Below are 25955 nucleotides of genomic sequence, written 5' to 3' on the forward strand. Positions count from 1 at the left end.
CAGAGCTGAGATGCGTATAATTCTGCCAGACATCGGAGCCCGAAGACGCATGCCGCACACTAAAGATGATTTTCCCGACGCGCTGTACAGCGCCGCGCAGGTCCGGGCCCTCGACGCACAACTGATCGCGGCCGGCACCGCCGGTTTCGAATTGATGCAACGCGCCGCCCGCGCCACCTGGCGAGCGATTGTCCGGCGCTGGCCTGATGCCCACGAGCTGACGGTGCTGGCCGGGCATGGCAACAACGCCGGCGATGGCTATCTGGTCGCGACCCTGGCCCGGCGCGCTGGCTGGTCGGTGCGGGTGCTGACGGTGGGCGAGCCCCGGCGCTTGCAGGGCGACGCCGCCAATGCCCACGCCGAAGCGGTGGCGGTGGGCGTGCCGATGGAGCCGTGGTCGGATGAGGCAGAGTTGCGCGGCGTGTTGCTGGATGCGCTGCTCGGGACGGGCTTGAGTGGCGAGGTGCGCGAGCCTTATGTGCGGGCTATCGATACGATCAACGTCAGCGGTCTGCCGGTCGCGGCGGTGGATATCCCCTCGGGCTTGTGCGCCGATACCGGCCGGGTGCTGGGCACGGCGGTGGTGGCCGATCTCACCGTGACCTTTATTGGCTTGAAGCTGGGCCTGTTTACCGGCGAAGCGGCGGACCGGGTCGGCGAACTGGTGTTCAACGACCTGCACGCCGATCCAGATATTGTTGACGCGGCACCGGCCAGTGCCCGATTGCTCTCACCCCATAATCTGCCACGTCTGACACCTCGTGCCGCCACGTCCCACAAAGGCAAGTTCGGTCACGTGCTGTTGATCGGTGGCGACCGGGGCTTTGGCGGCGCCATCCAGATGAGCGCCGAAAGCGCCCTGCGCTGCGGTGCGGGGATGGTTTCGATGGCGACCCGCAGCGAGCACGTATCCGCCGCGCTGACGCGTTTGCCGGAAGTGATGGTGCAAGGCACCCATTCGGCGAACCAATTGATGGGCTTGCTCCAGCAGGCCAGCGTGCTGGTGGTCGGGCCGGGCTTGGGCCAGGCCGCATGGGGGCGCAGCCTGTTGTCGGCGGCGGCCAATGCGCCGCTGCCGCAAGTATGGGATGCCGATGCGCTGAACCTGCTCTGCAGCGGCGATGTCCGCCTGCCTGAACAGTGCGTCATCACCCCGCACCCAGGCGAGGCGGCCCGATTGTTGGCGTTATCCACGGCCCAGGTGCAGGCCGACCGTCCAGCGGCAGCCCATGCATTGAGCCAGAAATACACCGCCACGGTTATCCTCAAGGGCGCTGGCAGCCTGATTGCCAGCCCGGACGGTCGCCTGGCGGTTTGCAGCCAGGGCCATCCGGCCATGGCCACAGCAGGCCTGGGGGATGTGCTGGCCGGCGTGGTCGGCGCCTTGCTGGCCCAGGGCATGGAGGGGTTCGAGGCCGCGTGCCTGGCGGTCTGGCTGCATGCCAATGCCGGTGCCCAGGCCGGTCGTTCGGGTCGGGGGGTGGCAGCCACCGATCTGATTCCGGCCATTCGTCAGTTGTTGGAGGAACATTCACCGTGTCTGAAGTAACCCTGTACGTGGCGGACGAACAAGCCATGACACAATTTGGTGCCCGCATCGCGCAGATCACCGCCGGTCACGGCCTGATTTTTCTCGAAGGCGACCTCGGCGCGGGGAAAACCACCCTGTCCCGTGGCATCATTCGCGGTCTTGGGCACGTCGGCTCCGTCAAGAGCCCTACGTTCACCCTGGTCGAGCCCTACGAGATCGGCGACATTCGCGCCTTCCATTTCGACCTGTATCGACTGGTGGATCCGGAGGAGCTGGAATTCCTCGGTATTCGCGATTATTTCGAAGATGACGCCTTGTGCCTGATCGAATGGCCCCAGAAGGGTGCAGGCTTTTTGCCAAAGCCCGACCTGACCATTACCATTGGCGCGCAGAACGGCGGGCGTTCGCTGAAACTGACGCCGCAAGGCTCGCGTGGCGAGTCGTGGTGTGCCGCTTTGGCATTGGAAAACTAATTGATGATGGGGTTTGGTATGCGCTTTCGCGCGGTGGTTGCTGTCGTAGGACTGTTGCTTACGGCACTGGCCGTCGATGCTGTGGCCGAGACAAAGGTCAACAGCGTTCGCCTCTGGCGGGCGCCGGACAACACACGGCTGGTGTTCGACCTGACGGGCCCGGTGCAGCACAGCGTATTCACCCTGACCGCCCCGGATCGCCTGGTGATTGACATCAACGGCGCGTCCCTGGGCGCGCCATTGAACGTGGCGACCGCCAACACGCCGATTACCGCGATGCGTTCGGCCCAGCGTACGCCGACCGACCTGCGGGTGGTCATCGACCTGAAAAAAGCCGTGACCCCGAAAAGCTTCACCCTGGCCCCGAATGCCCAATACGGCAACCGGCTGGTGGTGGACCTGTTCGACAACCCGGCCGATGCGGCGCCACCGCCGCCGCCGACCAATGTTGCCACGGTGCCAGCGGTGCCAGTGACCCCGACCGAACCTGCGCTCAAGCTGCCACCGGCCCCGGCTGGCAAGCGCGACATCATCGTGGTGATCGACGCCGGTCACGGCGGCGAAGACCCAGGCGCCTCAGGCTCGCGCGGGCAGCGGGAAAAAGACGTGGTGCTGTCCATCGCCCGCGAATTGCAACGCCAGGTCAACGGCATGAAAGGCTTCCGCGCCGAACTGACCCGTACCGGCGACTACTTCATTCCCTTGCGTGGGCGTACCGAGATCGCCCGCAAGAAAGGTGCCGACCTGTTCGTCTCCATCCACGCCGACGCCGCGCCTTCGGCGGCAGCGTTCGGGGCCTCGGTGTTTGCCCTGTCCGACCGCGGTGCCACGTCCGAGACTGCCCGTTGGCTGGCCGACAGCGAAAACCGTTCCGACCTGATCGGCGGTGCCGGCAACGTCAGCCTCGACGACAAGGACCGGATGCTCGCCGGTGTGTTGCTCGATTTGTCGATGACCGCCTCGCTGACCTCCAGCCTGAACGTCGGCCAGAAAGTCCTGAGCAACATCGGTCGGGTCACGCCGCTGCACAAGCAGCGCGTCGAGCAGGCTGGATTCATGGTGCTCAAGTCGCCGGACATCCCGTCGATCCTGGTGGAGACCGGGTTTATCTCCAACGCCAACGAAGCCTCCAAGCTGTCGTCCGCCAACCACCAGCAGGCGCTGGCCCGTTCCATCAGCAGCGGCGTGCGGCAGTTCTTCCAGCAAAACCCACCGCCAGGCACCTACATCGCCTGGTTGCGCGACTCGGGCAAGATTGCCCAAGGCCCGCGGGACCATCGGGTCAGCCCCGGCGAAACCCTGGCGATGATCGCCGTGCGCTATCAGGTGTCGCCCGCCACCTTGCGCAGTGCCAACAATCTCAAAAGCGACGAGCTCAAGATTGGTCAGACCCTGACCATTCCCGGCAACGAAGTGGCGGTCCAGCGATGAGTGACGAAGTGATCGGTAACCCTGCCCGCATCGAACTGCTCAGCCCCCGGCTGGCGAACCAGATCGCTGCTGGCGAAGTGGTCGAGCGTCCGGCGTCGGTCATCAAGGAGTTGCTGGAAAACAGCCTCGACTCCGGGGCCAGGCGCATCGATGTGGATGTCGAACAGGGCGGCGTCAAGCTGCTGCGGGTGCGCGATGACGGTGGCGGGATTTCCTCTGACGACCTGCCGCTGGCCCTGGCGCGTCATGCCACCAGCAAGATCCGCGACCTGGAGGATCTTGAGCGGGTCATGAGCCTGGGGTTTCGGGGCGAGGCGCTGGCATCCATCAGTTCGGTGTCGCGCCTGACCCTTACCTCCCGCACCCGCGATGCCGAGCAGGCCTGGCAGGTCGAGACCGAGGGGCGGGACATGGCCTCCCGCGTGCAGCCCGCGGCCCATCCGGTGGGCACTTCGGTGGAAGTGCGCGACTTGTTCTTCAACACCCCGGCCCGGCGCAAGTTCCTCAAGGCCGAGAAGACTGAATTCGATCATCTGCAAGAAGTCATCAAGCGTCTGGCCTTGGCGCGCTTTGATGTGGCGTTCCATTTGCGCCACAACGGCAAGACCATCCTCAGCCTGCACGAGGCCCACGATGATGCGGCACGCGCCCGACGTGTCGGCGCGGTGTGCGGCGCAGGTTTCCTGGAGCAGGCATTGCCCATCGAGGTGGAGCGCAATGGCTTGCGCCTGTGGGGGTGGGTCGGCTTGCCAACCTTTTCCCGCAGTCAGGCGGACTTGCAGTACTTCTACGTGAACGGCCGGGCGGTGCGCGACAAATTGGTGGCCCACGCGGTGCGCCAGGCGTATCGCGATGTGCTGTTCAATGGCCGGCATCCGACCTTCGTGCTGTTTTTCGAAGTCGATCCGGCCGTGGTCGACGTCAACGTACACCCGACCAAGCACGAAGTACGTTTCCGTGACGGGCGCATGGTCCACGATTTCCTCTACGGCACCTTGCACCGTGCGTTGGGCGATGTGCGCCCGGAAGATCAACTGGCGGCTCCGGCGGCGGTGGGCGGCATGGTCCGGCCAACGGGGTTGGAAGCTGGCGAATTCGGGCCTCAGGGCGAAATGCGCCTGGCGGCCAACGCACTGCTGGAGCAGCCCCAGCCTCAGCCGAGCTACAACACGGCCGGGAGCGGTACCGGCAGCGGCTATCAATACCAATACACTCCGCGTCCGCAATCCAGCGTGCCGACAGCCGAGGCCCAGGCGGCCTATCGCGAGTTCTTCAAACCCTTGCCGGAAGCTGGAGCGGCGGCGATGCCCGACGGCCAAGGCGATATCCCGCCGCTGGGCTATGCCCTGGCGCAACTCAAAGGCATTTATATCCTCTCGGAAAATGCCCAGGGCCTGGTCCTGGTGGACATGCACGCCGCCCATGAGCGGATCATGTACGAGCGGCTGAAAATCGCCATGGCCAGCGAAGGCCTGAGCGGCCAGCCACTGTTGGTGCCCGAGTCCCTGGCCGTCAGCCAGCGCGAAGCCGATTGCGCCGAAGAACATGTGGCCTGGTTCCAGCGCCTGGGCTTCGAATTGCAGCGTCTGGGGCCCGAAACCCTGGCGATCCGTCAGATCCCGGCGTTGTTGAAGCAGGCCGAGGCCAATCGCCTGGTTAGCGACGTACTGGCTGACTTGATGGAATATGGCACCAGCGACCGCATCCAGGCGCACCTGAACGAACTGCTCGGTACCATGGCCTGCCACGGCGCGATCCGCGCCAACCGGCGCCTGGCCCTGCCGGAAATGAACGGCCTGCTGCGGGACATGGAAAACACCGAGCGCAGCGGTCAATGCAACCATGGCCGGCCGACCTGGACCCAATTGGGCCTGGACGACCTGGACAAACTGTTCCTGCGCGGTCGTTGATGAGCCAGTTGCCACCCGCGATTTTCCTGATGGGGCCGACCGCCGCCGGCAAGACCGACCTGGCCATCGAGTTGACCAAAGTCCTGCCCTGCGAGTTGATCAGTGTCGATTCGGCCCTGGTCTACCGGGGCATGGACATCGGCACCGCCAAGCCGTCGAAGGAACTGCTGGCCGAGTTTCCCCATCGCCTGATCGACATCCTCGACCCGGCCGAGGCTTATTCGGCGGCTGATTTCCGTCGTGACGCGCTCCAGGCCATGGCCGAGATCACCTCGCGGGGCAAGATTCCGCTGCTGGTGGGTGGCACAATGCTGTATTACAAGGCCTTGGTCGATGGGTTGGCGGACATGCCGGCAGCCGATCCCGAGGTGCGCGCGCAGATTGAAGAAGAGGCCGCGCGCCTTGGCTGGCAAGCCCTGCACGAGCAATTGGCGGTCATCGACCCGGAATCGGCGGCGCGTATTCACCCCAATGACCCGCAGCGCCTCAGTCGGGCCCTGGAGGTTTATCGGGTCAGCGGCCAGAGCATGACGGCCCTGCGCCAGCGACAATCTGCGCAAAGTACTGAAGCAGCCGCTTCGGGACTGCAACAATTGCCCTATACTGTCGCGAATCTGGCCATCGCTCCGGCGAACCGGCAAGTGCTGCATCGGCGAATTGAACAAAGATTCACATTAATGTTGGAACAGGGGTTCATAGACGAGGTCGTAGCCCTGCGTGAGCGAAGTGACCTGCATGCCGGGTTGCCGTCTATACGTGCGGTAGGTTATCGACAAGTCTGGGATTACCTGGACGGCAAGCTGACGTCAGCCGAGATGCAGGAGCGTGGGATCATTGCCACGCGCCAATTGGCGAAACGCCAGTTCACCTGGCTGCGCAGCTGGACTGACTTGCATTGGCTCGACAGTTTCGATTGCGACAATCTGCCACGCGCCTTGAAATACCTCGGGACCATCTCCATATTGAGCTGAGTCCTTGCAATTGCCGTCTATCCTTGGGGGTGTGACGGCCCAAGCCATCTGATTCCGATTTTTATTATTGATCCTTAAAGGAGTGCGGCACATGTCAAAAGGGCATTCGCTACAAGACCCTTACTTGAACACTTTACGTAAAGAGAAAGTTGGGGTGTCCATCTATCTGGTCAACGGGATCAAACTGCAAGGCACGATCGAGTCTTTCGACCAGTTCGTCATCCTTCTGAAAAACACCGTCAGCCAAATGGTCTACAAACACGCGATCTCGACAGTCGTGCCAGTTCGTCCAATTCGTCTGCCTAGCGCAACCGAATCCGAAGGCGGTGACGCTGAACCGGGTAACGCCTGATAGGAGCCTCCTTTGTTCTTTGAGCGCCACGGTGGTGGTGAACGGGCCATTCTCGTTCACTTGGATGGACAGGACCCTGAGGCGCGCGAAGATCCGCAGGAGTTTCAGGAATTGGCACTTTCGGCCGGCGCCGAGACCGTCGCGTTTTTCAACGTGCCGCGTCATCGGCCAACCGCAAAGTTCCTGATCGGCAGTGGCAAGGTCGAGGAGTTGCGCGACCTGGTCAAGGCCGAACAGGTCGATCTGGTGATTTTCAATCACATCCTCACACCCAGTCAGGAACGTAACCTCGAACGTGTCTTCGAGTGTCGCGTGATCGACCGAACGGGGCTGATTCTCGATATTTTCGCCCAGCGCGCCCGCACCCATGAAGGCAAGCTCCAGGTCGAACTGGCCCAGCTTGAGCACATGAGTACGCGGCTGGTTCGCGGCTGGACTCACCTTGAGCGGCAGAAGGGCGGTATCGGCCTGCGCGGCCCGGGTGAAACCCAGTTGGAAACCGACCGGCGACTGCTTCGGGTTCGCTTGCGCCAGATCAAGGGGCGCCTGGAAAAGGTCCGCAGCCAGCGCGAGCAGTCGCGGCGCGGCCGCAAGCGCGCGGACATCCCGACGGTTTCACTGGTGGGTTATACCAACGCCGGCAAATCGACCCTGTTCAATAACGTCACCCAATCCGACGTCTATGCTGCTGACCAGTTGTTCGCCACGCTCGACCCGACCCTGCGTCGGCTCGACCTGGACGACCTCGGGCCGATCGTGCTGGCCGACACCGTGGGCTTCATCCGTCACCTGCCGCATAAACTGGTCGAGGCTTTCCGGGCTACGCTCGAAGAGTCGAGCAACTCCGACCTGCTGCTGCATGTGATCGATGCCGCCGAACCGGACCGGATGCTGCAGATCGAGCAGGTGATGGTGGTGCTGGGCGAGATCGGGGCTCAGGACTTGCCGATCCTGGAGGTATACAACAAACTCGATTTGCTCGAAGGCGTGGAGCCGCAGATCCAGCGCGATGCCGACGGCAAGCCGCAACGGGTCTGGCTGTCGGCCCGTGATGGCACCGGCCTCGACCTGCTCAAACAGGCAGTGGCGGAGCTGTTGGGCAACGATCTGTTTGTTGGCACCCTGAAGTTGCCGCAACGTTTCGCCCGGCTGCGAGCCCAGTTCTTTGAGCTGGGGGCCGTGCAAAAAGAAGAACACGACGACGAAGGCGTCTGCCTGCTGGCTGTTCGCCTGCCTCGGGCGGAGCTCAATCGGCTGGTCAGCCGCGAAGGGCTGCAACCGATGGAATTCATCGAGCAACACACTTTGCAATAAAAGCCTGAGAAAGCTGTGTCAGGCATTCTGTAGCATTGGTCGGCGCGCCGTGGGTGCGTCTTTGCTTTATCAGATGGAGAGCGCTATGGCTTGGAATGAGCCGGGTGGCAACTCGAATAATCAGGATCCTTGGGGTGGCAAGCGTCGTAACAACGGCGACCGCAAGGGGCCGCCGGATCTCGACGAGGCCTTCCGAAAGCTGCAGGAAAGCCTGAACGGTTTGTTCGGTGGTGGTAAAAAACGCGGTGACGATGGCGGCAGTCGTCCGGGCAAGGGCGGCGGTTTCGGCCTGCTCGGCATCGGTCTGGTCGTGCTGGCGGCTGTCTGGCTGTACAGCGCGGTCTATGTCGTGGACGAGCAGGAGCAGGCCGTGGTGCTGCGCTTCGGCAAGTACTACGAGACGGTTGGACCGGGCCTGAATATCTATTTCCCGCCGATCGACCAGAAGTATATGGAGAACGTCACGCGTGAGCGTGCGTACACCAAGCAGGGCCAGATGCTGACCGAAGACGAGAACATCGTCGAAGTGCCGCTGACCGTGCAATACAAGATTACCAACCTGCAGGACTTCGTACTGAACGTCGACCAGCCGGAAATCAGCCTGCAGCATGCGACCGAAAGTGCCTTGCGCCATGTGGTGGGTTCCACCGCCATGGACCAGGTGCTGACCGAAGGTCGTGAGTTGATGGCCAGCGAAATCAAGGAGCGCCTGCAGCGGTTCCTCGATACCTATCGCACCGGTATCACCGTCACCCAGGTCAACGTCCAGAGCGCGGCAGCCCCGCGTGAGGTCCAGGAAGCCTTCGACGACGTGATCCGTGCCCGTGAAGACGAGCAGCGTTCGCGCAACCAGGCCGAAACCTATGCCAACGGCGTCGTGCCGGAAGCTCGTGGTCAGGCCCAGCGCATCATCGAAGATGCCAACGGTTATCGCGATGAAGTGGTCTCCCGCGCCAAGGGTGAGGCTGATCGCTTCACCAAGCTGGTAGCCGAGTATCGCAAGGCTCCAGAAGTCACCCGTGAGCGTCTGTACCTGGACACCATGCAGGAAGTCTTCAGCAACACCAGCAAGGTCCTCGTGACCGGGAACAAGAACGGCCAGAGCAATCTGCTGTACTTGCCGCTGGACAAGATGGTCGAGAGCGGTCGCAACACCAGCGCACCGTCGACCGGCGCGGCAGCCACCAGCAATGAAAGCAACGCCCGTGCGGCGGATCTGCAGCAACAGCAAGCGCGTACCAGGGAGAGTCGCTGATGAGCAATAAATCGCTGATCGCCCTTATTGTCGGTGTCGTCGTGGCGATCGCTGCCTGGAACTGCTTCTACATCGTGGCTCAGACCGAGCGTGCGGTGTTGCTGCAATTCGGTCGCGTGGTCCAGGCTGATGTCCAGCCAGGGCTGCATGTGAAAGTGCCGTACGTCAACAAGGTGCGCAAGTTCGACGCCCGCCTGATGACGCTGGATGCGCCGACGCAACGCTTCCTGACGTTGGAAAAGAAAGCCGTGATGGTGGATGCCTATGCCAAGTGGCGGGTGAAGGATGCCGAGCGCTTCTACACCGCGACCTCGGGCCTGAAGCAGATCGCCGACGAGCGTCTGTCCCGCCGTCTGGAATCGGGCCTGCGTGACCAGTTCGGTAAGCGCACGCTGCATGAAGTGGTGTCCGGTGAGCGTGATGCGCTCATGGCCGATATCACGCGTTCGCTGAACACGATGGCGGAAAAAGAGCTGGGTATCGAAGTGGTCGATGTCCGGGTCAAGGCCATCGACCTGCCGAAGGAAGTGAACCGCAGCGTGTTCGAGCGCATGAGCACCGAGCGTGAGCGTGAGGCTCGCGAGCACCGCGCCAAGGGTAACGAGCTGGCCGAAGGCATCCGTGCCGACGCCGATCGCCAACGCCGCGTACTGCTGGCCGAAGCCTATCGGGAATCGGAAGAGGTCCGTGGTGATGGTGATGCCCAGGCCGCTGCGATCTATTCCAAGGCCTATGGCCAGGATCAGGAGTTCTACGGTTTCTACCGTAGCCTGCGCGCTTACCGTGAAAGTTTTGCAAACAAATCCGACGTCATGGTCCTGGACCCAAGCAGTGACTTCTTCCGTTATCTGGAAAAGGCCAAGCCTTGATGCGACGTTGACCTGAGGCACTCCGCCCGGCGGCTAAAGCGTCGGGCGGGGTGATCCTTTGGGAAAACGTGTGTATGATGCGGCAGCCGGGAAATTCCCGGCTTTTTTGCGTCTGCACGTTTGATTGTGGTTTTGGTTGCAGGCGTCGGGTTGAACGACTCGACAGGTTTTTCGAGGAAAGTGCTGGGCGAGGCTGGAGTGCTGCTCATTTAAGGCGTTGGATAGAAACCGTGGCGAGGGAGCTTGCTCCCGCATGAGTGCGAAGCGCTCACAGCAATGGGGCCGCTTCGCAGCCCAGCGGGGCAAGCTCCCTCGCCACAATGATTCAATCGCTCGTAGGTGAACGGCATGACGCCATTCGTCACGGCGCTCATGCGCGTGTTTTGCGCGTGGGCCAAGTATTTTCTGCTTCACTCAAGGCTTGCCCGAGGGCTGGCCGCCCGGACCATAGGGGAATGGCGTAATGGCAACGGTAGACCGCTGGCTGCTGCCAGATGGCATCGAAGAAGTACTGCCACCGGAAGCTGCGCGAATTGAAGTAGCGCGTCGGCAGGTGTTGGATCTGTTCCAGAGCTGGGGTTACGAGTTCGTCGTTACCCCGCATATCGAGTACCTGGAATCCCTGCTCACCGGTGCGGGCCAGGACCTGGACCTGCGCACCTTCAAGGTGATCGACCCGCAGTCGGGCCGGCAGATGGGCTTTCGTGCCGACATCACGCCGCAAGTGGCGCGCATCGACGCCCACACCTTGCGCCGTGAAGGTCCGAGCCGCCTGTGCTACGCCGGCAGTGTGTTGCATGCCCAGCCGCGTGCCTTGTCGTCTTCGCGCAGCCCGATCCAGCTGGGCGCCGAGTTGTATGGCGACGCCAGCCCGAGCAGCGACGTAGAAGTCATCAGCCTGATGTTGGCCATGCTGCAACTGGCTGACGTGCCAGATGTCCACATGGACCTGGGCCATGTCGGCATCTATCGCGGCCTGGCCCGTGCGGCCGGTTTGTCCGGCGAAGTGGAGCAGCAGCTGTTCGATGCCCTGCAACGCAAGGCCATCGACGAAGTCATCAGCCTGACCGAGGGCCTGCCGGCCGATCTGTCGGACATGCTGCGGGCGCTGGTGGGCCTGTGCGGCGGACGTGAGGTATTGGCCGCTGCCCGTGAACGCCTGGCTCACGCGCCGGCGCCTGTGTTGGCGGCGCTGGACGACTTGCTGGCGATTGCCGAGCGTCTGTCGGTGCGTTTCCCCGAGTTGCCGCTGTATTTCGACCTGGGTGAGTTGCGCGGTTATCACTACCACACGGGTGTCGTCTTTGCCGTGTTCGTCCCGGGCGTGGGCCAGTCCATCGCCCAAGGCGGCCGTTATGACGACATCGGTGCCGACTTTGGTCGTGCTCGTCCGGCGACCGGTTTCTCTACCGATTTGAAAACCCTGGTGACCCTGGGGCGTGCTGAAGTCGAGCTACCGTCTGGCGGTATCTGGATGCCTGACAGTACGGATGCGGCACTCTGGCAAGCGGTCTGCCAGCTGCGCAGTGAGGGTCAGCGTGTCGTCCAGGCTTTGCCTGGGCAGCCTTTGGCCGCCGCCCGTGAAGCGGACTGCGACCGGCAATTGATTCAGCAGAACGGGCTTTGGCAAGTATTGCCGCTGGCTTCTTGAGTTTTCCTGCCGGCTGCGGCCGGCACCAAGTTTGCGCGAATGAGGACAAGTGTTATGGGTAAGAATGTCGTAGTCCTGGGCACCCAGTGGGGTGATGAGGGCAAAGGCAAGATCGTTGATCTGCTGACCGAACATGCTGCCGCCGTAGTGCGCTACCAGGGTGGCCACAACGCAGGTCACACCTTGGTGATCGACGGTGAAAAAACCGTCCTGCACCTGATTCCGTCGGGCGTGCTGCGCGAAGGCGTACAGTGCCTGATCGGCAACGGTGTGGTGGTGGCTCCCGACGCCTTGCTGCGGGAAATCATCAAGCTGGAGGAAAAAGGCGTACCGGTGCGCGAGCGCCTGCGTATCAGCCCGTCCTGCCCGCTGATCCTGTCCTATCACGTCGCGCTGGACCAGGCTCGTGAAAAGGCCCGTGGCGAGCTGAAGATCGGCACCACCGGTCGCGGTATCGGCCCGGCCTACGAAGATAAAGTAGCCCGTCGAGGCCTGCGCATCGGTGACCTGTTCCACCGTGAGCGTTTCGCCGCCAAGCTGGGCGAGTTGCTGGACTACCACAACTTTGTCCTGGTCAATTACTACAAAGAGCCGGCCATCGACTTCCAGAAAACCCTGGACGAGTGCATGGAGTACGCCGAGCTGCTCAAGCCGATGATGCTCGACGTCACTGCCGAGCTGCACGAGCTGCGTCGCGCTGGCAAGGACATCATGTTCGAAGGTGCCCAGGGTTCGCTGCTGGACATCGACCACGGTACCTACCCGTACGTCACCAGCTCCAACACCACCGCCGGCGGCATCGCCACGGGGTCGGGTTTCGGTCCGATGTACCTGGACTACATCCTGGGTATCACCAAGGCCTACACCACACGCGTGGGTTCGGGGCCGTTCCCGACTGAGCTGTTCGACGATGTCGGCGCCTTCCTGGCCAAGCGTGGCCACGAATTCGGCGCTACCACCGGCCGTGCCCGTCGTTGCGGTTGGTTCGATGCCGTCATCCTGCGTCGCGCCATCGACGTCAACAGCATCTCGGGCCTGTGCCTGACCAAGTTGGACGTGCTGGACGGCTTGGAAACCATCAACATCTGCGTGGGCTACAAGAACCAGGACGGCGCCGTCATCGACGCACCGACCGACGCCGACAGCTACATCGGCCTGGAGCCGGTGTACGAGCAGATGCCAGGCTGGACCGAATCGACCGTGGGCGCCAAGACCCTGGAAGAGCTGCCAGTGGCGGCCCGCAACTACATCAAGCGTGTCGAAGAGTTGGTCGGTGCGCCGATCGACATTATTTCGACGGGGCCGGACCGCAACGAAACCATCGTTCTGCGTCACCCATTTGCCTGATAAGTCGTTGATGTAAAAAACAAAGGCCCCTCGTTTGGGGCCTTTGTCGTATCTGCCGGCCGAACGGCACGACCTTTGCTATGCATCGTTAACAATAAGTACTTCTTTGAAGTGCCATCAAATTAATGGCGTTTAGTAGAGGGATTCCCCTGTGTCGGCCGTTCTCTCACTGTTACAAAGCCGTCTGTTGCGGCCCGTCTTCGTTACGCTTGGTATCGCCCTTTTGGTGCAGGTGCTGGTGGCTGTCGCGCTGACACGAAGCACTGTCACCGCCCTGGAGGCCGATCTAGGCGCTCGGCTGGGGGGCGACAGTCAAAAATTGTCTGGCGAACTGGAGCAGGCCGGGCGCGAGGTCACCTCGAGCCTGGACAGTTTGTCTGCCAGCACCCGTCAGCGTCTCACTGCCGGTTTGTCCCCCCGGTTGAAGGACGAACAGGCGCAATTGCGGACGACGCTGGAGAAAACGCTCAAGGATTCCGCCAACGATATGGCGCAACTCCTGGCCTCGGTCGCGCCGCGCGCTATGTGGGACAGCGACATACCGACCCTTTCCGAATTCGCCCGCCGGGCCCAGCGCAACCCTAATGTGTTGTTCGTTATTTATGACGACGCCAGTGGTGAGCACCTGACCCGCTACCTGAACCGGGAAAACCCGATCAACAAGGCGCTGCTGGAAAAAGGCAAGGGCGAGCGGGCGTTGGACAAAGTGCTGGATGCGGCGAAGAGCGACCCCTCGGTGTATTACCTCGAAGCCTCGATCAGCCCCAACGGCGTAGAGATTGGCAAGGTATTGATGGGCGTTTCCACGGCTTCCGTTGACGCTGATCTGAAGGCGTTGGACCAGCGCTTCTCGGCCTTGATCGCCAGCAGCGACCAGTTGGTCGGTGACAGCCTCAAGGGGGCGGCGGCCGACAGCGCCACCGCCATGCGCGGTCGCCTGGAGTCGGCCCAGGCCACCGCCACACAGATGCAGACCAACACTGCCAGCACCGTGCAGGAAGCGGCAGGCACCTTGCGCTGGCGTATCGGCCTGGGCCTGGCATTGGTGGGCTTCGGTGTGTTGGTGTTGCTGGCCGTGGTGCTGGGGCGTCGGGTGGTCAATCGCTTGAAGTTGCTGATCGCGGCCATGAACGACTTGGCGGCAGGCGAGGGTGACCTGACCAAGCGCGTGCAAATCAACAGCAAGGACGAAATCGGCGACATGGCCTCGGCGGTCAATCGCTTTGTGGATAAGTTGCAACCCATCGTGCGCGAGGCAGGCGATGTGGCCCAGCGTACCGGTGTGGAAATCGGTGCGATGACCTTGCGTAACTCCGGTGCCGATGCGGCGGCCGGGATGCAGCGTGATGAGGTGGCCGAGAGCCTGCGTGCACTGTCGCAAATGGCGGATGAGGCTCAATCGGAAAGCCAGGCGATGCAGGCGGCTTTGCAGCAGGTTGTGGAGATCCGCCAGGCCACTGATGAAAATACCCGCACTTCGGCCAAGGTCGGCAGCTTGATCGAGGCGTTGGCCGGGCAGGTAGACACCGGTGCGAAAGTGATTGAGCGGCTGGCGCAGCAGAGCGAACAGATCGAAGTGGTGTTGACGGTGATCCACGGCATCGCCGAGCAGACTAACTTGTTGGCCTTGAATGCCGCCATCGAGGCGGCGCGGGCCGGGGAAACGGGGCGCGGGTTTGCCGTGGTGGCGGATGAGGTGCGGGCCCTGGCGAGCAAGACCCAAAGTTCAACGGGCGATATCCAGGCGCATATCGTGGCCTTGCAGCAGGGCGCTCGCGAGGCGGTGGCTGCTATCGGCCAGGCTGGGCGCCAGGCCAGCGAAGGCTTGGTGGTGCTACGAGACAGCGCGCGATTGCAGCAGTCGGTACAGGCGTCCGTCGAGCAGGTGCATGCGGCTATCGGCCTGGCGACTCAGGCCGCGGCTCATCAGGCCCAGGGCGCGCAAGCGGTGCGCGGGCGCGTGGAAACCATCCATGCCCAGGCCGAGAAGGCGGCCCAGGCCGTGGTCGAGACCACCGCCAGCGGCAAGGTGCTCGACAGCCTGGCTGCGCAATTGAAAGCAAGCCTGGGGCAGTTCCGGGCCTGATCTGGCGGCTGGGCTGGCCTCATCGCGAGCAAGCTCGCTCCCACAGCGGATCTCGTTCACTGCGATCCTTGTGGGAGCGAGCTTGCTCGCGATAGCGATTTCAGCGACTCAGATATTTCCAGGACCCAGAAACGCAAAAACCCGCTTTCGCGGGTTTTTGTGAGGTTCAAGGTCGTAACCTTGAAGCAAGAATTGGTGCCCAGAAGAAGACTCGAACTTCCACGACCTTGCGGTCACCAGCACCTGAAGCTGGCGTGTCTACCAATTTCACCATCTGGGCAGCATCTTCAGCGTTGCCGCTGTTGATGTGGCGCACTATACGGAGCGCATTTTGATCTGTAAACCCCTGTTTTTGTTTTAGTAATTGCCAAACGCAATTGCAGGGGGCAAAAATGCAAAAACCCGCTTTCGCGGGTTTTTGTTGAGCTGCCAGGCCAGTGACCTGTTGCTCGAAATTGGTGCCCAGAAGAAGACTCGAACTTCCACGACCTTGCGGTCACCAGCACCTGAAGCTGGCGTGTCTACCAATTTCACCATCTGGGCAATATCGACATCGTGTGTACGTCGTCGATGGCGCGCACTATACGGAGCGTCTTTTTAACTGTAAACCCCTCCTGAGAAAAAAACCGCTAAATTTCACGAGCGGTGCTTTTCCAGGCTTCCAAGGCGGGTCAAATGGCTTTAGAAAAGCGATCGGATGCTTGAAATTTCCCGTTTCATTAAGCCTATGCCAAACTAACCCGCATATAGACAAGGTGAAAACTCTCTAATGGCCGATTGGCAGTCCCTCGATCCCGAGGCCGCTCGTGAAGCGGAAAAATATGAAAACCCTATTCCTAGCCGCGAACTGATCCTGGCGCATCTCGCCGATCGGGGTTCGCCTGCTAGTCGCGAGCAGTTGGTCGAAGAGTTCGGTCTGACCACCGAGGACCAACTCGAAGCCCTGCGCCGCCGTCTGCGCGCCATGGAGCGCGACGCTCAACTGATCTACACCCGGCGCGGCACCTATGCGCCGGTGGACAAGCTCGACCTGATCCTGGGCCGCATCGCCGGTCACCGTGACGGCTTCGGTTTCCTGATCCCGGACGACGGCAGCGACGACCTGTTCATGAGCCCGGCGCAAATGCGCCTGGTATTCGACGGCGACCGTGCCCTGGCCCGCGTTTCCGGCCTGGACCGTCGTGGTCGCCGTGAAGGCGTGATCGTCGAAGTGGTGTCCCGTGCCCACGAATCCATCGTTGGCCGTTACTTCGAAGAAGGTGGTATCGGTTTTGTTGTGCCGGATAACCCGAAGGTCCAGCAGGAAGTGCTGATTACCCCGGGCCGTAATGGCGCCGCCAAGGTGGGTCAGTTCGTCGAGGTGAAAATCACCCACTGGCCAACGGCGCGCTTCCAGCCGCAGGGCGATATCGTTGAAGTGGTCGGCAACTACATGGCGCCGGGCATGGAGATCGACGTTGCGCTGCGCACCTACGACATTCCTCACGTCTGGCCCGAGGCCGTGCTCAAGGAAGCCGCCAAGCTCAAGCCGGAAGTTGAAGAGAAAGACAAAGAAAAACGCATCGACCTGCGTCATCTGCCGTTCGTCACCATCGATGGTGAAGACGCCCGCGACTTCGACGATGCGGTCTACTGCGAAGCCAAGCCTGGCAAGCTGCGCCTGTTCTCCGGCGGCTGGAAGCTGTTCGTCGCGATTGCCGACGTGTCCAGCTACGTGAAGATCGGTTCGGCCCTGGATAACGAGGCCCAGGTGCGCGGCAACTCCGTGTATTTCCCTGAGCGCGTGATCCCGATGCTGCCTGAGCAGCTGTCCAACGGGCTGTGCTCGCTGAATCCGAAAGTCGACCGTTTGGCCATGGTGTGCGAGATGACCATCTCCAAAACCGGCGAAATGACCGACTACCAGTTCTACGAAGCGGTGATCCACTCCCAGGCGCGCCTGACCTACAACAAGGTCAGCACCATCCTGGAAACGCCGAAGACCAGTGAAGCCAAGGCCTTGCGTGCCGAATACGCTGGCGTGGTGCCGCACCTCAAGCAGCTTTACTCGCTGTACAAGGTGTTGCTGGGTGCCCGTCATGTGCGTGGCGCGATCGATTTCGAGACCCAGGAAACCCGGATTGTCTTCGGTTCCGAGCGCAAGATCGCGGCAATCACCCCGACGACCCGTAACGATGCGCACAAGCTGATCGAAGAGTGCATGCTGGCGGCCAACGTGGCCACCGCCGAATTCCTCAAGAAACACGAGATTCCTGCGTTGTACCGCGTGCACGACGGCCCGCCGCCGGAGCGTCTGGAAAAACTGCGGGCCTTCCTCGGCGAGCTCGGCCTGTCCCTGCACAAAGGCAAGGACGGCCCGACGCCGAAGGACTACCAGGCACTGCTGGCGAGCATCAAGGATCGTCCGGATTACCATGTGATCCAGACCGTGATGCTGCGCTCCCTGAGCCAGGCGGTGTACAGCGCCGACAACCAGGGCCACTTTGGTCTGAATTACGAGGCGTACACCCACTTCACCTCGCCGATTCGCCGTTACCCGGACCTGCTCACGCACCGCGCGATCCGCAGCGTGATCCATTCCAAGCAGAACACCCCGCACGTCAAGCGCGCCGGTGCCATGACCATTCCGAAGGCACGGATCTATCCGTACGACGAAGCGGCCCTGGAACAGTTGGGCGAGCAGTGCTCCATGAGCGAGCGGCGCGCTGACGAAGCCACTCGCGACGTGGTGAACTGGCTCAAGTGCGAGTTCATGAAAGACCGCGTGGGCGAGTCGTTCCCAGGCGTGATCACTGCAGTGACAGGCTTTGGTTTGTTTGTCGAGCTGACCGACATCTACGTCGAGGGCTTGGTGCACGTTACCGCCTTGCCGGGTGATTACTATCACTTCGATCCTGTGCACCACCGCCTGGCGGGCGAGCGCACCGGTCGCAGCTTCCGTCTGGGCGACACCGTGGAAGTGCAGGTCATGCGCGTCGACCTTGATGAGCGCAAGATCGACTTCGGAATGTCTGACAAGCCCGCCGAAGCACCGACTGGTCGTAAAAAACGTGGCAACGAGACCGCCGCGCCTGCGACCAAAGGTAAAGGTGCTCCTGCAAAAACCGCAGAGCCTGAGCCGGCCAAGGCCGGTCGCCGTTCGTCCGTCAAGGACAAGGCTCCCGAAGCCTACCGCCCCAGCGACGCTGCGGCGAAAAATGCCGAGTTGCGCAAGAGCCGCGAGTTGAAGCAGCAGTTGCTCAACGAAGCCAAAAGCGGTGGTAAAGCGGCGTCTGGGGGAAAGTCCCACGGGGCGGAAAAGCCGTCGAGCAAACCAAGTAAACACCGTAAAGGCCCGCCAAAAGCGGGTTCGGCCCCTGCGAAAAGCGGCGGGTCGCGCAAACCTAAGGCCAAGTCATGAGTCTGGAAAAAATCTACGGCGTGCACGCCGTAGAAGCACTGCTGCGTCACCACCCTAAACGTGTCAAGCAAGTGTGGTTGGCGGAAGGTCGCAGCGAGCCGCGTGTGCAAGCGCTGGTCGAACTGGCCACCCAAAACAAAGTTGCCATTGGCCAGGCCGAGCGTCGCGAAATGGACGTGTGGGTCGAAGGCGTTCACCAGGGTGTGGTTGCGGACGTAAGCCCCAGCCAGGTCTGGGGCGAGGCGATGCTCGACGAACTGCTCGATCGCACCGAAGGCGCCCCCCTGCTGCTGGTGCTGGACGGCGTGACCGACCCGCATAACCTCGGCGCTTGCCTGCGTTCGGCAGATGCAGCGGGTGCGTTGGCGGTCATCGTGCCTAAAGACAAGTCGGCAACCTTGACGCCGGCTGTGCGTAAGGTCGCCTGCGGCGCGGCGGAAGTGATTCCGCTGGTGGCGGTGACCAACCTGGCGCGCACCCTGGAAAAACTCCAGCAGCGCGGCCTGTGGGTGGTCGGCACGGCGGGCGAGGCCGAGGTCAGTATCTATGACCAGGACCTGACGGGCCCGACGATCCTGATCATGGGCGCCGAAGGCAAGGGCATGCGCCGCCTGACCCGCGAGCACTGCGATTACCTGGTCAAGCTGCCGATGGCGGGCAGCGTCAGCAGCCTCAACGTTTCGGTTGCGACCGGTGTGTGCCTGTTCGAAGCGCTGCGCCAGCGCAGCGTCAAGGCTGTCGCCAAAAAGCCCTGAGCCAGACGCGTATCAAGTGTGGGAGCGAGCTTGCTCGCGATGACGGTGTATCAGTGCCAGAAATGTTGACTGGCACGTCGCTATCGCGAGCAAGCTCGCTCCCACAGTGTTTTGTGCAGGGGCAAGGATCGGCGGTTGTTCAAATAATCGCCAATTACCTTGCACCGCCCTCGACCCTTCTCTACAATTGCGCCCCTTGCTGTGATGGCAGGCACTTATGTGTCTAGCGTCCACAAGTCCATAAGTGTCATTCACTCCTTGTCTGACCGTTTTTGAGCGGCAGGCTACAACCCGTAAGGAGCATTCATGCGTCATTACGAAATCATCTTTTTGGTCCACCCGGATCAAAGCGAGCAAGTCGGCGGCATGGTTGAGCGTTACACCAAGCTGATCGAAGAAGACGGCGGCAAAATCCACCGTCTGGAAGATTGGGGCCGTCGTCAACTGGCTTACGCAATCAACAATGTTCACAAGGCTCACTACGTGATGCTGAACGTTGAGTGCACCGGCAAGGCCCTGGCCGAGCTGGAAGACAACTTCCGCTACAACGATGCAGTGATCCGTAACCTGGTCATCCGTCGCGAAGAAGCCGTCACCGGCCAATCCGAGATGCTCAAGGCTGAAGAAAACCGCAGTGAGCGCCGTGAGCGTCGCGACCGTCCTGAGCACTCTGACAGCGCCGATGGCGATGACAGCGATAGCGACAGCGACAACAGCGATAACGCTGACGAGTAATCCACGGACCTTTTAAGGAGCCAATCACATGGCACGTTTCTTCCGTCGTCGTAAATTCTGCCGCTTCACCGCTGAAGACGTGAAAGAGATCGATTACAAAGATCTCAACACTCTGAAAGCCTACGTATCCGAGACCGGCAAAATCGTTCCAAGCCGTATCACCGGTACCAAAGCTCGTTATCAGCGTCAGCTGGCCACCGCTATCAAGCGCGCCCGCTTCCTGGCCCTGCTGGCCTACACCGACAGCCACGGCCGCTGAGACCGGGCAGTCGACGAGTAGTAAGGGATTGAATGCATGCGCGCCTTAGCTGACTTCATCATGCGGGGACGTGTGCAGGCCACGTTGGTTGTGGCCGGATCCGCGGCATTGCCGCTGTTGTTCTGGTTGAGTGCCGCCGCTGGGTGCCTTGTGCTCCTGCGGCGCGGTTCGGACGCCTTGAGCGTCCTGGGTATCGGGTTGCTGTCAGCGTTGGTGAGCTGGTACTTCCTGAAGGATCCGACAACACTCCTGGTGTTGCTCGGGGCTTGTGGCCTGGCGCTGGTTCTGCGCGCCGGCCATACCTGGAACCGCGTGCTGCTGTGCAGCGTGGCCGTGGGGTTGTTGTGTGCGGTGAGCCTGGGAACTGTATTCAGTTCCTTCATCGAGTCACTGGCGCAGACGTTCGAACACGTCCTGCCGCTGGCGATGGGTGAGGTCTACGAGACATTCTCGGCAGACCAGAAGGCGTTTCTCACCGCCCTGAGCGCTCCGCTGATGATCATTTCGATAGCGTCTTCGCTGCAGATCTTTAGCGTGCTGTGCCTGATTCTTGGGCGCTATTGGCAGGCATCGTTGTATAACCCCGGTGGTTTCGGTCGCGAGTTTCGCGCCATCCGATTCCCCAAGAGCGTGGCGCTGTCACTGCTGGCCGTCATGTGTGTTGCTCCGTTTTTCGGGCTGCATGCATTGATCCTGTTGCCGTTGTGCAGTGTACCGCTGGTCTTCGCCGGCCTGGCCCTGATTCACGGGCTGGTGGCGCAGAAACGACTGGCCACTTTCTGGCTGGTGGGGGTATACGTGACGTTGTTGCCTTTCATGCACTTGCTCGGTCCGTTGCTCGTGGTCTTGGCCATCGTTGACAGCCTGATTGATTTTCGCGGTCGTATGGCGCCGAAAGACGCCGACAACGCGAACGGTGAAGGTTAAAAGTTAGAGGATTTTCACATGCAACTGATCCTTCTGGAAAAAGTCACCAACCTGGGCAACCTGGGTGACAAAGTAAACGTTAAGGCCGGTTACGGTCGTAACTACCTGCTGCCTTACGGCAAAGCCACCGCTGCGACCGCTGCCAACCTGGCTGCGTTCGAAGAGCGTCGTGCCGAGCTGGAAAAAGCTGCCGCAGACCGTAAAACCTCGGCTGAAAGCCGTGCTGCCCAACTGGCTGAGCTGGAAGTGACCATCACTGCCACCGCTGGCGACGAAGGCAAGCTGTTCGGTTCGATCGGTACTCACGACATCGCTGACGCACTGACCGCCTCCGGCGTTGAAGTTGCGAAAAGCGAAGTTCGTCTGCCGAACGGCACCATCCGCAACGTAGGCGAATTCGACGTAGCCGTGCACCTGCACGCCGAAGTTGAAGCCACCGTACGCGTTGTCGTGGTAGCAGCCTAAGCAACACCTGTCGGTTGGCACCCTCGGGTGCTTGCCGGTAACATCGGGCACGATCCTGTTTACAGGTCGTGCCCTTTGTCTTTCTGCAATTCCTGATTTTCATAACCAGAAGTGGCCATGAACGAAATCACCGCTCCCGAGCAATACGATCTGCAAACCGCTGCCCTGAAGGTGCCTCCGCATTCCATCGAGGCCGAACAGGCCGTGCTCGGTGGCCTGATGCTGGACAACAACGCCTGGGAACGCGTGCTCGATCAAGTCTCCGATGGCGATTTCTACCGGCATGACCACCGTCTGATTTTCCGTGCGATCGCCCGTCTGGCCGATCAGAACATGCCGATCGACGTTGTGACCCTGGCCGAGCAATTGGACAAGGAAGGGCAGACGTCCCAGGTCGGCGGCCTCGGTTACCTGGGCGAACTGGCGAAAAACACACCGTCGGTCGCCAACATCAAGGCCTATGCCCAGATCGTGCGCGAGCGGGCGACCTTGCGCCAATTGATCGGCATCAGCACCGAAATCGCCGACAGCGCCTTCAACCCGGAAGGCCGTACCGCCGCCGAGATCCTTGACGAAGCCGAGCGGCAGATCTTCCAGATCGCCGAGGCCCGTCCGAAAACCGGCGGCCCGGTCAGCGTCAACGACCTGCTGACCAAGGCCATCGACCGCATCGACACCTTGTTCAACACCGACAACGCCATCACCGGCCTGTCCACCGGTTACACCGACCTCGACGAGAAGACCAGCGGTCTGCAACCGTCCGACCTGATCATCGTCGCCGGCCGTCCGTCCATGGGTAAGACCACCTTTGCGATGAACCTGGTGGAAAACGCCGTGCTGCGCAGCGACAAGGCGGTGCTGGTGTACTCCCTCGAGATGCCAGGCGAATCGCTGATCATGCGTATGCTTTCGTCCCTGGGGCGTATCGACCAGACCAAGGTCCGTTCCGGCCAGCTGGAAGACGACGATTGGCCCCGCCTGACATCGGCGGTCAACCTGCTCAACGACCGCAAGCTGTTCATCGACGATACGGCCGGTATCAGCCCGTCGGAAATGCGCGCCCGTACCCGTCGCCTGGTGCGTGAGCACGGTGATATCGCACTGATCATGATCGACTACCTGCAATTGATGCAGATCCCGGGTTCCAGCGGCGACAACCGGACCAACGAGATTTCCGAAATCTCCCGTTCCCTCAAGGCCCTGGCCAAGGAATTCAACTGCCCGGTGGTAGCACTTTCCCAGTTGAACCGATCCCTGGAACAGCGCCCCAACAAGCGTCCGGTGAACTCCGACTTGCGGGAATCCGGAGCGATCGAGCAGGACGCCGACGTGATCATGTTCGTGTACCGCGACGAGGTGTACCACCCCGAGACGGAGCACAAGGGCATCGCCGAAATCATCATCGGCAAGCAGCGGAACGGCCCGATCGGCTTCATCCGCCTGGCGTTTATCGGCAAATACACGCGCTTCGAAAACCTGGCGCCGGGTAGCTACAATTTCGATGACGACGAGTAAGCCGTTCGCTCGATCGGATATTGTCTTTGTGGCGAGGGAGCTTGCTCCCGCTCGACTGCGCAGCAGTCGCAAAACCAGCGAATGCGATCTGCCAGGGTAAAAGTGGGTGCAGCAGTGGGTCTGCTGCGCAGCCCAGCGGGAGCAAGCTCCCTCGCCACAATTGATTTGTATCTGGCTTGAGTTCTGGGGGCGAGCCACAAAATCGATTTCCGACCATAGCCGTCGGAATTGGTCAAAATTTGTGCTATATTCCGCGCCCGCGATTTTTCATCCTTTATACCGGTCATCGACATGCAAGCAGCCAAGCCGTTATTTGACTATCCCAAGTACTGGGCCGAATGTTTCGGCCCGGCGCCGTTCCTGCCCATGAGCAGGGAGGAGATGGATCAGCTCGGCTGGGATTCGTGCGACATCATCATCGTGACCGGTGATGCCTACGTCGATCACCCGTCGTTCGGCATGGCGATCATTGGCCGTCTGCTGGAAGCCCAGGGCTTTCGCGTCGGGATCATTGCCCAGCCGAACTGGCAGTCCAAAGACGACTTCATGAAGCTTGGCGAGCCCAACCTGTTTTTCGGTGTCGCGGCCGGCAACATGGACTCGATGATCAACCGCTACACCGCCGACAAGAAGATTCGCTCCGATGACGCCTACACCCCGGGCGGCATGGCGGGCAAGCGGCCGGACCGCGCGAGCCTGGTCTACAGCCAGCGCTGCAAGGAAGCCTACAAGCATGTGCCGATTGTGCTGGGTGGCATCGAAGCGTCGCTGCGCCGCATCGCTCACTACGATTACTGGCAGGACCGTGTCCGCAACTCGATCCTGATCGACGCCTGCGCCGACATCCTGCTCTACGGCAACGCCGAGCGGGCGATTGTCGAAGTTGCCCAGCGCTTGTCCTACGGTCACAAGATCGAAGACATCACTGACGTGCGCGGCACGGCCTTCATCCGTCGTGACACGCCGAAAGACTGGTACGAAGTCGATTCCACGCGCATCGATCGTCCGGGCAAGATCGACAAGATCATCAACCCGTATGTGAACACCCAAGACACCCAGGCTTGTGCTATCGAGCAGGAAAAGGGGCCGGTTGAAGACCCGAGCGAAGCCAAGGTCGTGCAGATCCTGGCAAGCCCGAAAATGACCCGCGACAAAACCGTGATCCGTCTGCCCTCAGTGGAAAAGGTCCGTGGCGATGCGGTGCTCTACGCTCACGCCAACCGCGTCCTTCACCTTGAAACCAACCCGGGCAACGCCCGTGCCCTGGTGCAGAAGCACGGCGAAGTCGATGTCTGGTTCAATCCACCGCCCATTCCGATGACCACCGAAGAAATGGACTACGTGTTTGGCATGCCTTACGCACGCGTCCCCCATCCGGCGTACGGCAAGGAGAAGATCCCGGCCTACGAGATGATCCGTTTCTCGGTGAACATCATGCGTGGCTGCTTCGGTGGCTGCACGTTCTGCTCGATCACCGAGCACGAAGGCCGGATCATCCAGAACCGTTCCGAAGAATCGATCATTCGCGAGATCGAAGAGATCCGCGACAAGGTTCCCGGTTTTACCGGGGTGATTTCCGACCTCGGCGGCCCGACCGCGAACATGTATCGCATCGCCTGCAAGAGCCCGGAAATCGAATCCGCGTGCCGCAAGCCGTCCTGCGTGTTCCCGGGCATCTGCCCGAACCTGAACACCGACCATTCTTCGCTGATCCAGCTGTACCGCAGCGCCCGGGCCTTGCCTGGGGTGAAGAAGATTTTGATTGCCTCCGGCCTGCGTTACGACCTGGCGGTCGAGTCGCCGGAATACGTCAAGGAGCTGGTGACCCACCACGTCGGCGGTTACCTGAAGATCGCTCCGGAGCATACCGAAGAAGGCCCGCTCAACCAGATGATGAAGCCGGGCATCGGCAGCTATGACAAATTCAAGCGGATGTTCGAGAAGTACACCAAGGAAGCCGGGAAAGAGCAGTACCTGATTCCGTACTTCATCGCCGCCCACCCGGGCACCACCGATGAAGACATGATGAACTTGGCGCTGTGGCTCAAGGGCAACGGCTTCCGCGCCGACCAGGTGCAGGCGTTCTATCCATCGCCAATGGCTACGGCCACGGCGATGTACCACTCGGGCAAGAACCCGCTGCGCAAGGTCACCTACAAGAGCGACGCGGTGACCATCGTCAAGAGCGAGGAGCAGCGCCGGCTGCACAAGGCCTTCTTGCGTTATCACGACCCCAAGGGCTGGCCGATGCTGCGCGAAGCGCTGACCCGCATGGGCCGTGCCGACCTGATCGGGCCAGGCAAGCACCAATTGATTCCGTTGCACCAGCCGGCCACCGACAGCTACCAGAGCGCCCGTCGCAAGAACTCGACGCCAGCCGGCAGCCACAAGGTTGGCAAGGAAACCACCAAGATCCTGACCCAGCACACCGGCCTGCCACCGCGCGCCAGCGACGGCGGCAACCCGTGGGACAAGCGTGAGCAGGCCAAGGCCGCGGCATTCGCCCGCAACCAGCAGGCCGCCAAGGAACGCAAGGACGCCGCCAAGGGCAAAGGACCGAAACCGGCGCGCAAGCCTGTCGTGCCGCGCTGATCGCCTAGCCGCATCGCAAAACGCCAGCCTAAGTGCTGGCGTTTTGCTTTCTGGCGACGGTGCTGACCGTTTGTTATCGTGGCGCCCGCATAGCCCTTGTGGCGAGGGAGCTTGCTC

20 protein-coding genes, 2 tRNA genes and 1 pseudogene are annotated in these 25955 nt (G+C 61.4%); 21 read left to right on the top strand and 2 right to left on the bottom strand.

Annotated elements, in window-relative coordinates; all coding sequences use genetic code 11:
• Positions 1-49: 49 nt before the first annotated feature.
• The 13 genes and pseudogenes from BLT00_RS14415 (at position 50) to BLT00_RS32515 (ending at position 15190) form a co-directional block, all read left to right on the top strand.
• A complete protein-coding gene (locus BLT00_RS14415; RefSeq protein WP_092150885.1) occupies positions 50-1549 on the top strand; it encodes an NAD(P)H-hydrate dehydratase in 1500 nt (499 codons plus the stop codon).
• Positions 1537-2004 carry a tRNA (adenosine(37)-N6)-threonylcarbamoyltransferase complex ATPase subunit type 1 TsaE gene (gene tsaE / locus BLT00_RS14420; RefSeq protein WP_003197219.1) on the top strand — a complete coding sequence of 156 codons (468 nt, stop codon included), beginning with the start codon at positions 1537-1539 and terminating at the stop codon, positions 2002-2004. The genes BLT00_RS14415 and tsaE overlap by 13 nt, the downstream gene beginning before the upstream one ends.
• Positions 2005-2007: 3 nt before the next feature.
• Positions 2008-3435, top strand: coding sequence for an N-acetylmuramoyl-L-alanine amidase (locus BLT00_RS14425; RefSeq protein WP_092150888.1), 1428 nt, complete (start codon positions 2008-2010; stop codon positions 3433-3435).
• A complete protein-coding gene (mutL, locus tag BLT00_RS14430; protein ID WP_092150891.1) occupies positions 3432-5345 on the top strand; it encodes a DNA mismatch repair endonuclease MutL in 1914 nt (637 codons plus the stop codon). The genes BLT00_RS14425 and mutL overlap by 4 nt, the downstream gene beginning before the upstream one ends.
• Entirely contained in the window at positions 5345-6316 is a 972-nt protein-coding gene (gene miaA / locus BLT00_RS14435) for a tRNA (adenosine(37)-N6)-dimethylallyltransferase MiaA (RefSeq protein ID WP_092150894.1), read from the top strand. Before mutL ends, miaA begins: the two co-directional genes overlap by 1 nt.
• Positions 6317-6407: 91 nt before the next feature.
• On the top strand, positions 6408-6668 hold the full coding sequence (gene hfq, locus BLT00_RS14440; RefSeq protein ID WP_003186419.1) for an RNA chaperone Hfq: 261 nt from the start codon (positions 6408-6410) through the stop codon (positions 6666-6668).
• Positions 6669-6680: 12 nt separating this feature from the next.
• Positions 6681-7982, top strand: coding sequence for a ribosome rescue GTPase HflX (gene hflX, locus BLT00_RS14445; RefSeq protein ID WP_003197227.1), 1302 nt, complete (start codon positions 6681-6683; stop codon positions 7980-7982).
• Positions 7983-8067: 85 nt separating this feature from the next.
• Entirely contained in the window at positions 8068-9237 is a 1170-nt protein-coding gene (gene hflK, locus BLT00_RS14450) for an FtsH protease activity modulator HflK (protein ID WP_092150897.1), read from the top strand.
• A complete protein-coding gene (hflC, locus tag BLT00_RS14455; protein WP_063323182.1) occupies positions 9237-10106 on the top strand; it encodes a protease modulator HflC in 870 nt (289 codons plus the stop codon). The genes hflK and hflC overlap by 1 nt, the downstream gene beginning before the upstream one ends.
• Before the next feature lie 463 nt (positions 10107-10569).
• Entirely contained in the window at positions 10570-11757 is a 1188-nt protein-coding gene (locus BLT00_RS14460; protein ID WP_003197238.1) for an ATP phosphoribosyltransferase regulatory subunit, read from the top strand.
• Between the two features lie 54 nt (positions 11758-11811).
• Entirely contained in the window at positions 11812-13104 is a 1293-nt protein-coding gene (locus tag BLT00_RS14465; protein WP_003186407.1) for an adenylosuccinate synthase, read from the top strand.
• Positions 13105-14071: 967 nt separating this feature from the next.
• Positions 14072-14332 (top strand): annotated as a pseudogene (locus tag BLT00_RS32510) (HAMP domain-containing protein); the annotation flags it as partial.
• Between the two features lie 108 nt (positions 14333-14440).
• Positions 14441-15190: a methyl-accepting chemotaxis protein gene (locus BLT00_RS32515; protein ID WP_371856983.1), complete on the top strand. Its 750-nt coding sequence runs from the start codon at positions 14441-14443 to the stop codon at positions 15188-15190.
• Positions 15191-15383: 193 nt separating this feature from the next.
• Here BLT00_RS32515 and BLT00_RS14475 read toward each other — a convergent pair.
• Together BLT00_RS14475 and BLT00_RS14480 are read right to left on the bottom strand one after the other, a co-directional pair.
• Positions 15384-15470 (bottom strand) — tRNA-Leu (locus BLT00_RS14475).
• Positions 15471-15646: 176 nt separating this feature from the next.
• A tRNA-Leu gene (locus BLT00_RS14480) sits at positions 15647-15733 on the bottom strand.
• Between the two features lie 226 nt (positions 15734-15959).
• Between BLT00_RS14480 and rnr the strand changes: the two genes are divergently transcribed.
• From rnr to BLT00_RS14520, 8 genes are all read left to right on the top strand, one after another.
• The gene (gene rnr / locus BLT00_RS14485; RefSeq protein WP_092146971.1) at positions 15960-18590 is read left to right on the top strand and encodes a ribonuclease R; all 2631 of its coding nucleotides are present in this window, start codon (positions 15960-15962) and stop codon (positions 18588-18590) included.
• On the top strand, positions 18587-19345 hold the full coding sequence (rlmB, locus tag BLT00_RS14490; RefSeq protein ID WP_063323178.1) for a 23S rRNA (guanosine(2251)-2'-O)-methyltransferase RlmB: 759 nt from the start codon (positions 18587-18589) through the stop codon (positions 19343-19345). The genes rnr and rlmB overlap by 4 nt, the downstream gene beginning before the upstream one ends.
• Positions 19346-19651: 306 nt before the next feature.
• Positions 19652-20080, top strand: a complete 429-nt coding sequence (gene rpsF, locus BLT00_RS14495; protein ID WP_003186395.1) for a 30S ribosomal protein S6 — start codon at positions 19652-19654, stop codon at positions 20078-20080.
• Positions 20081-20108: 28 nt separating this feature from the next.
• Entirely contained in the window at positions 20109-20339 is a 231-nt protein-coding gene (gene rpsR / locus BLT00_RS14500; protein ID WP_002551829.1) for a 30S ribosomal protein S18, read from the top strand.
• A 36-nt stretch (positions 20340-20375) separates the two neighbouring features.
• Positions 20376-21266 (top strand): YybS family protein, encoded by an 891-nt coding sequence (locus BLT00_RS14505; protein WP_092146973.1) that lies wholly within the window; start codon positions 20376-20378, stop codon positions 21264-21266.
• Positions 21267-21284: 18 nt separating this feature from the next.
• A complete protein-coding gene (rplI, locus tag BLT00_RS14510; protein ID WP_003197251.1) occupies positions 21285-21731 on the top strand; it encodes a 50S ribosomal protein L9 in 447 nt (148 codons plus the stop codon).
• A 117-nt stretch (positions 21732-21848) separates the two neighbouring features.
• Positions 21849-23246, top strand: a complete 1398-nt coding sequence (gene dnaB / locus BLT00_RS14515; RefSeq protein WP_027911801.1) for a replicative DNA helicase — start codon at positions 21849-21851, stop codon at positions 23244-23246.
• 291 nt (positions 23247-23537) lie between these two features.
• Positions 23538-25838 (top strand): YgiQ family radical SAM protein, encoded by a 2301-nt coding sequence (locus tag BLT00_RS14520; protein ID WP_092146975.1) that lies wholly within the window; start codon positions 23538-23540, stop codon positions 25836-25838.
• Positions 25839-25955 lie beyond the last annotated feature (117 nt).

It is taken from the genome of Pseudomonas sp. NFACC51 (genome assembly GCF_900103575.1).
Classification (GTDB): Bacteria; Pseudomonadota; Gammaproteobacteria; order Pseudomonadales; family Pseudomonadaceae; genus Aquipseudomonas; species Aquipseudomonas fluorescens_Q.

Excerpts from the sequence above, each read along its gene's own strand:
- BLT00_RS32515 (WP_371856983.1), top strand. The coding sequence starts at position 14,441 with ATGCAGCGTGATGAGGTGGCCGAGAGCCTGCGTGCACTGTCGCAAATG.
- hflC (WP_063323182.1), top strand. The coding sequence starts at position 9,237 with ATGAGCAATAAATCGCTGATCGCCCTTATTGTCGGTGTCGTCGTGGCG.
- rnr (WP_092146971.1), top strand. The coding sequence starts at position 15,960 with ATGGCCGATTGGCAGTCCCTCGATCCCGAGGCCGCTCGTGAAGCGGAA.
- BLT00_RS14465 (WP_003186407.1), top strand. The coding sequence starts at position 11,812 with ATGGGTAAGAATGTCGTAGTCCTGGGCACCCAGTGGGGTGATGAGGGC.
- mutL (WP_092150891.1), top strand. The coding sequence starts at position 3,432 with ATGAGTGACGAAGTGATCGGTAACCCTGCCCGCATCGAACTGCTCAGC.
- BLT00_RS14505 (WP_092146973.1), top strand. The coding sequence starts at position 20,376 with ATGCGCGCCTTAGCTGACTTCATCATGCGGGGACGTGTGCAGGCCACG.
- BLT00_RS14425 (WP_092150888.1), top strand. The coding sequence starts at position 2,008 with ATGATGGGGTTTGGTATGCGCTTTCGCGCGGTGGTTGCTGTCGTAGGA.
- rpsR (WP_002551829.1), top strand. The coding sequence starts at position 20,109 with ATGGCACGTTTCTTCCGTCGTCGTAAATTCTGCCGCTTCACCGCTGAA.
- hflK (WP_092150897.1), top strand. The coding sequence starts at position 8,068 with ATGGCTTGGAATGAGCCGGGTGGCAACTCGAATAATCAGGATCCTTGG.
- rplI (WP_003197251.1), top strand. The coding sequence starts at position 21,285 with ATGCAACTGATCCTTCTGGAAAAAGTCACCAACCTGGGCAACCTGGGT.
- hfq (WP_003186419.1), top strand. The coding sequence starts at position 6,408 with ATGTCAAAAGGGCATTCGCTACAAGACCCTTACTTGAACACTTTACGT.
- rlmB (WP_063323178.1), top strand. The coding sequence starts at position 18,587 with ATGAGTCTGGAAAAAATCTACGGCGTGCACGCCGTAGAAGCACTGCTG.
- BLT00_RS14415 (WP_092150885.1), top strand. The coding sequence starts at position 50 with ATGCCGCACACTAAAGATGATTTTCCCGACGCGCTGTACAGCGCCGCG.
- dnaB (WP_027911801.1), top strand. The coding sequence starts at position 21,849 with ATGAACGAAATCACCGCTCCCGAGCAATACGATCTGCAAACCGCTGCC.
- rpsF (WP_003186395.1), top strand. The coding sequence starts at position 19,652 with ATGCGTCATTACGAAATCATCTTTTTGGTCCACCCGGATCAAAGCGAG.
- miaA (WP_092150894.1), top strand. The coding sequence starts at position 5,345 with ATGAGCCAGTTGCCACCCGCGATTTTCCTGATGGGGCCGACCGCCGCC.
- BLT00_RS14520 (WP_092146975.1), top strand. The coding sequence starts at position 23,538 with ATGCAAGCAGCCAAGCCGTTATTTGACTATCCCAAGTACTGGGCCGAA.
- BLT00_RS14460 (WP_003197238.1), top strand. The coding sequence starts at position 10,570 with ATGGCAACGGTAGACCGCTGGCTGCTGCCAGATGGCATCGAAGAAGTA.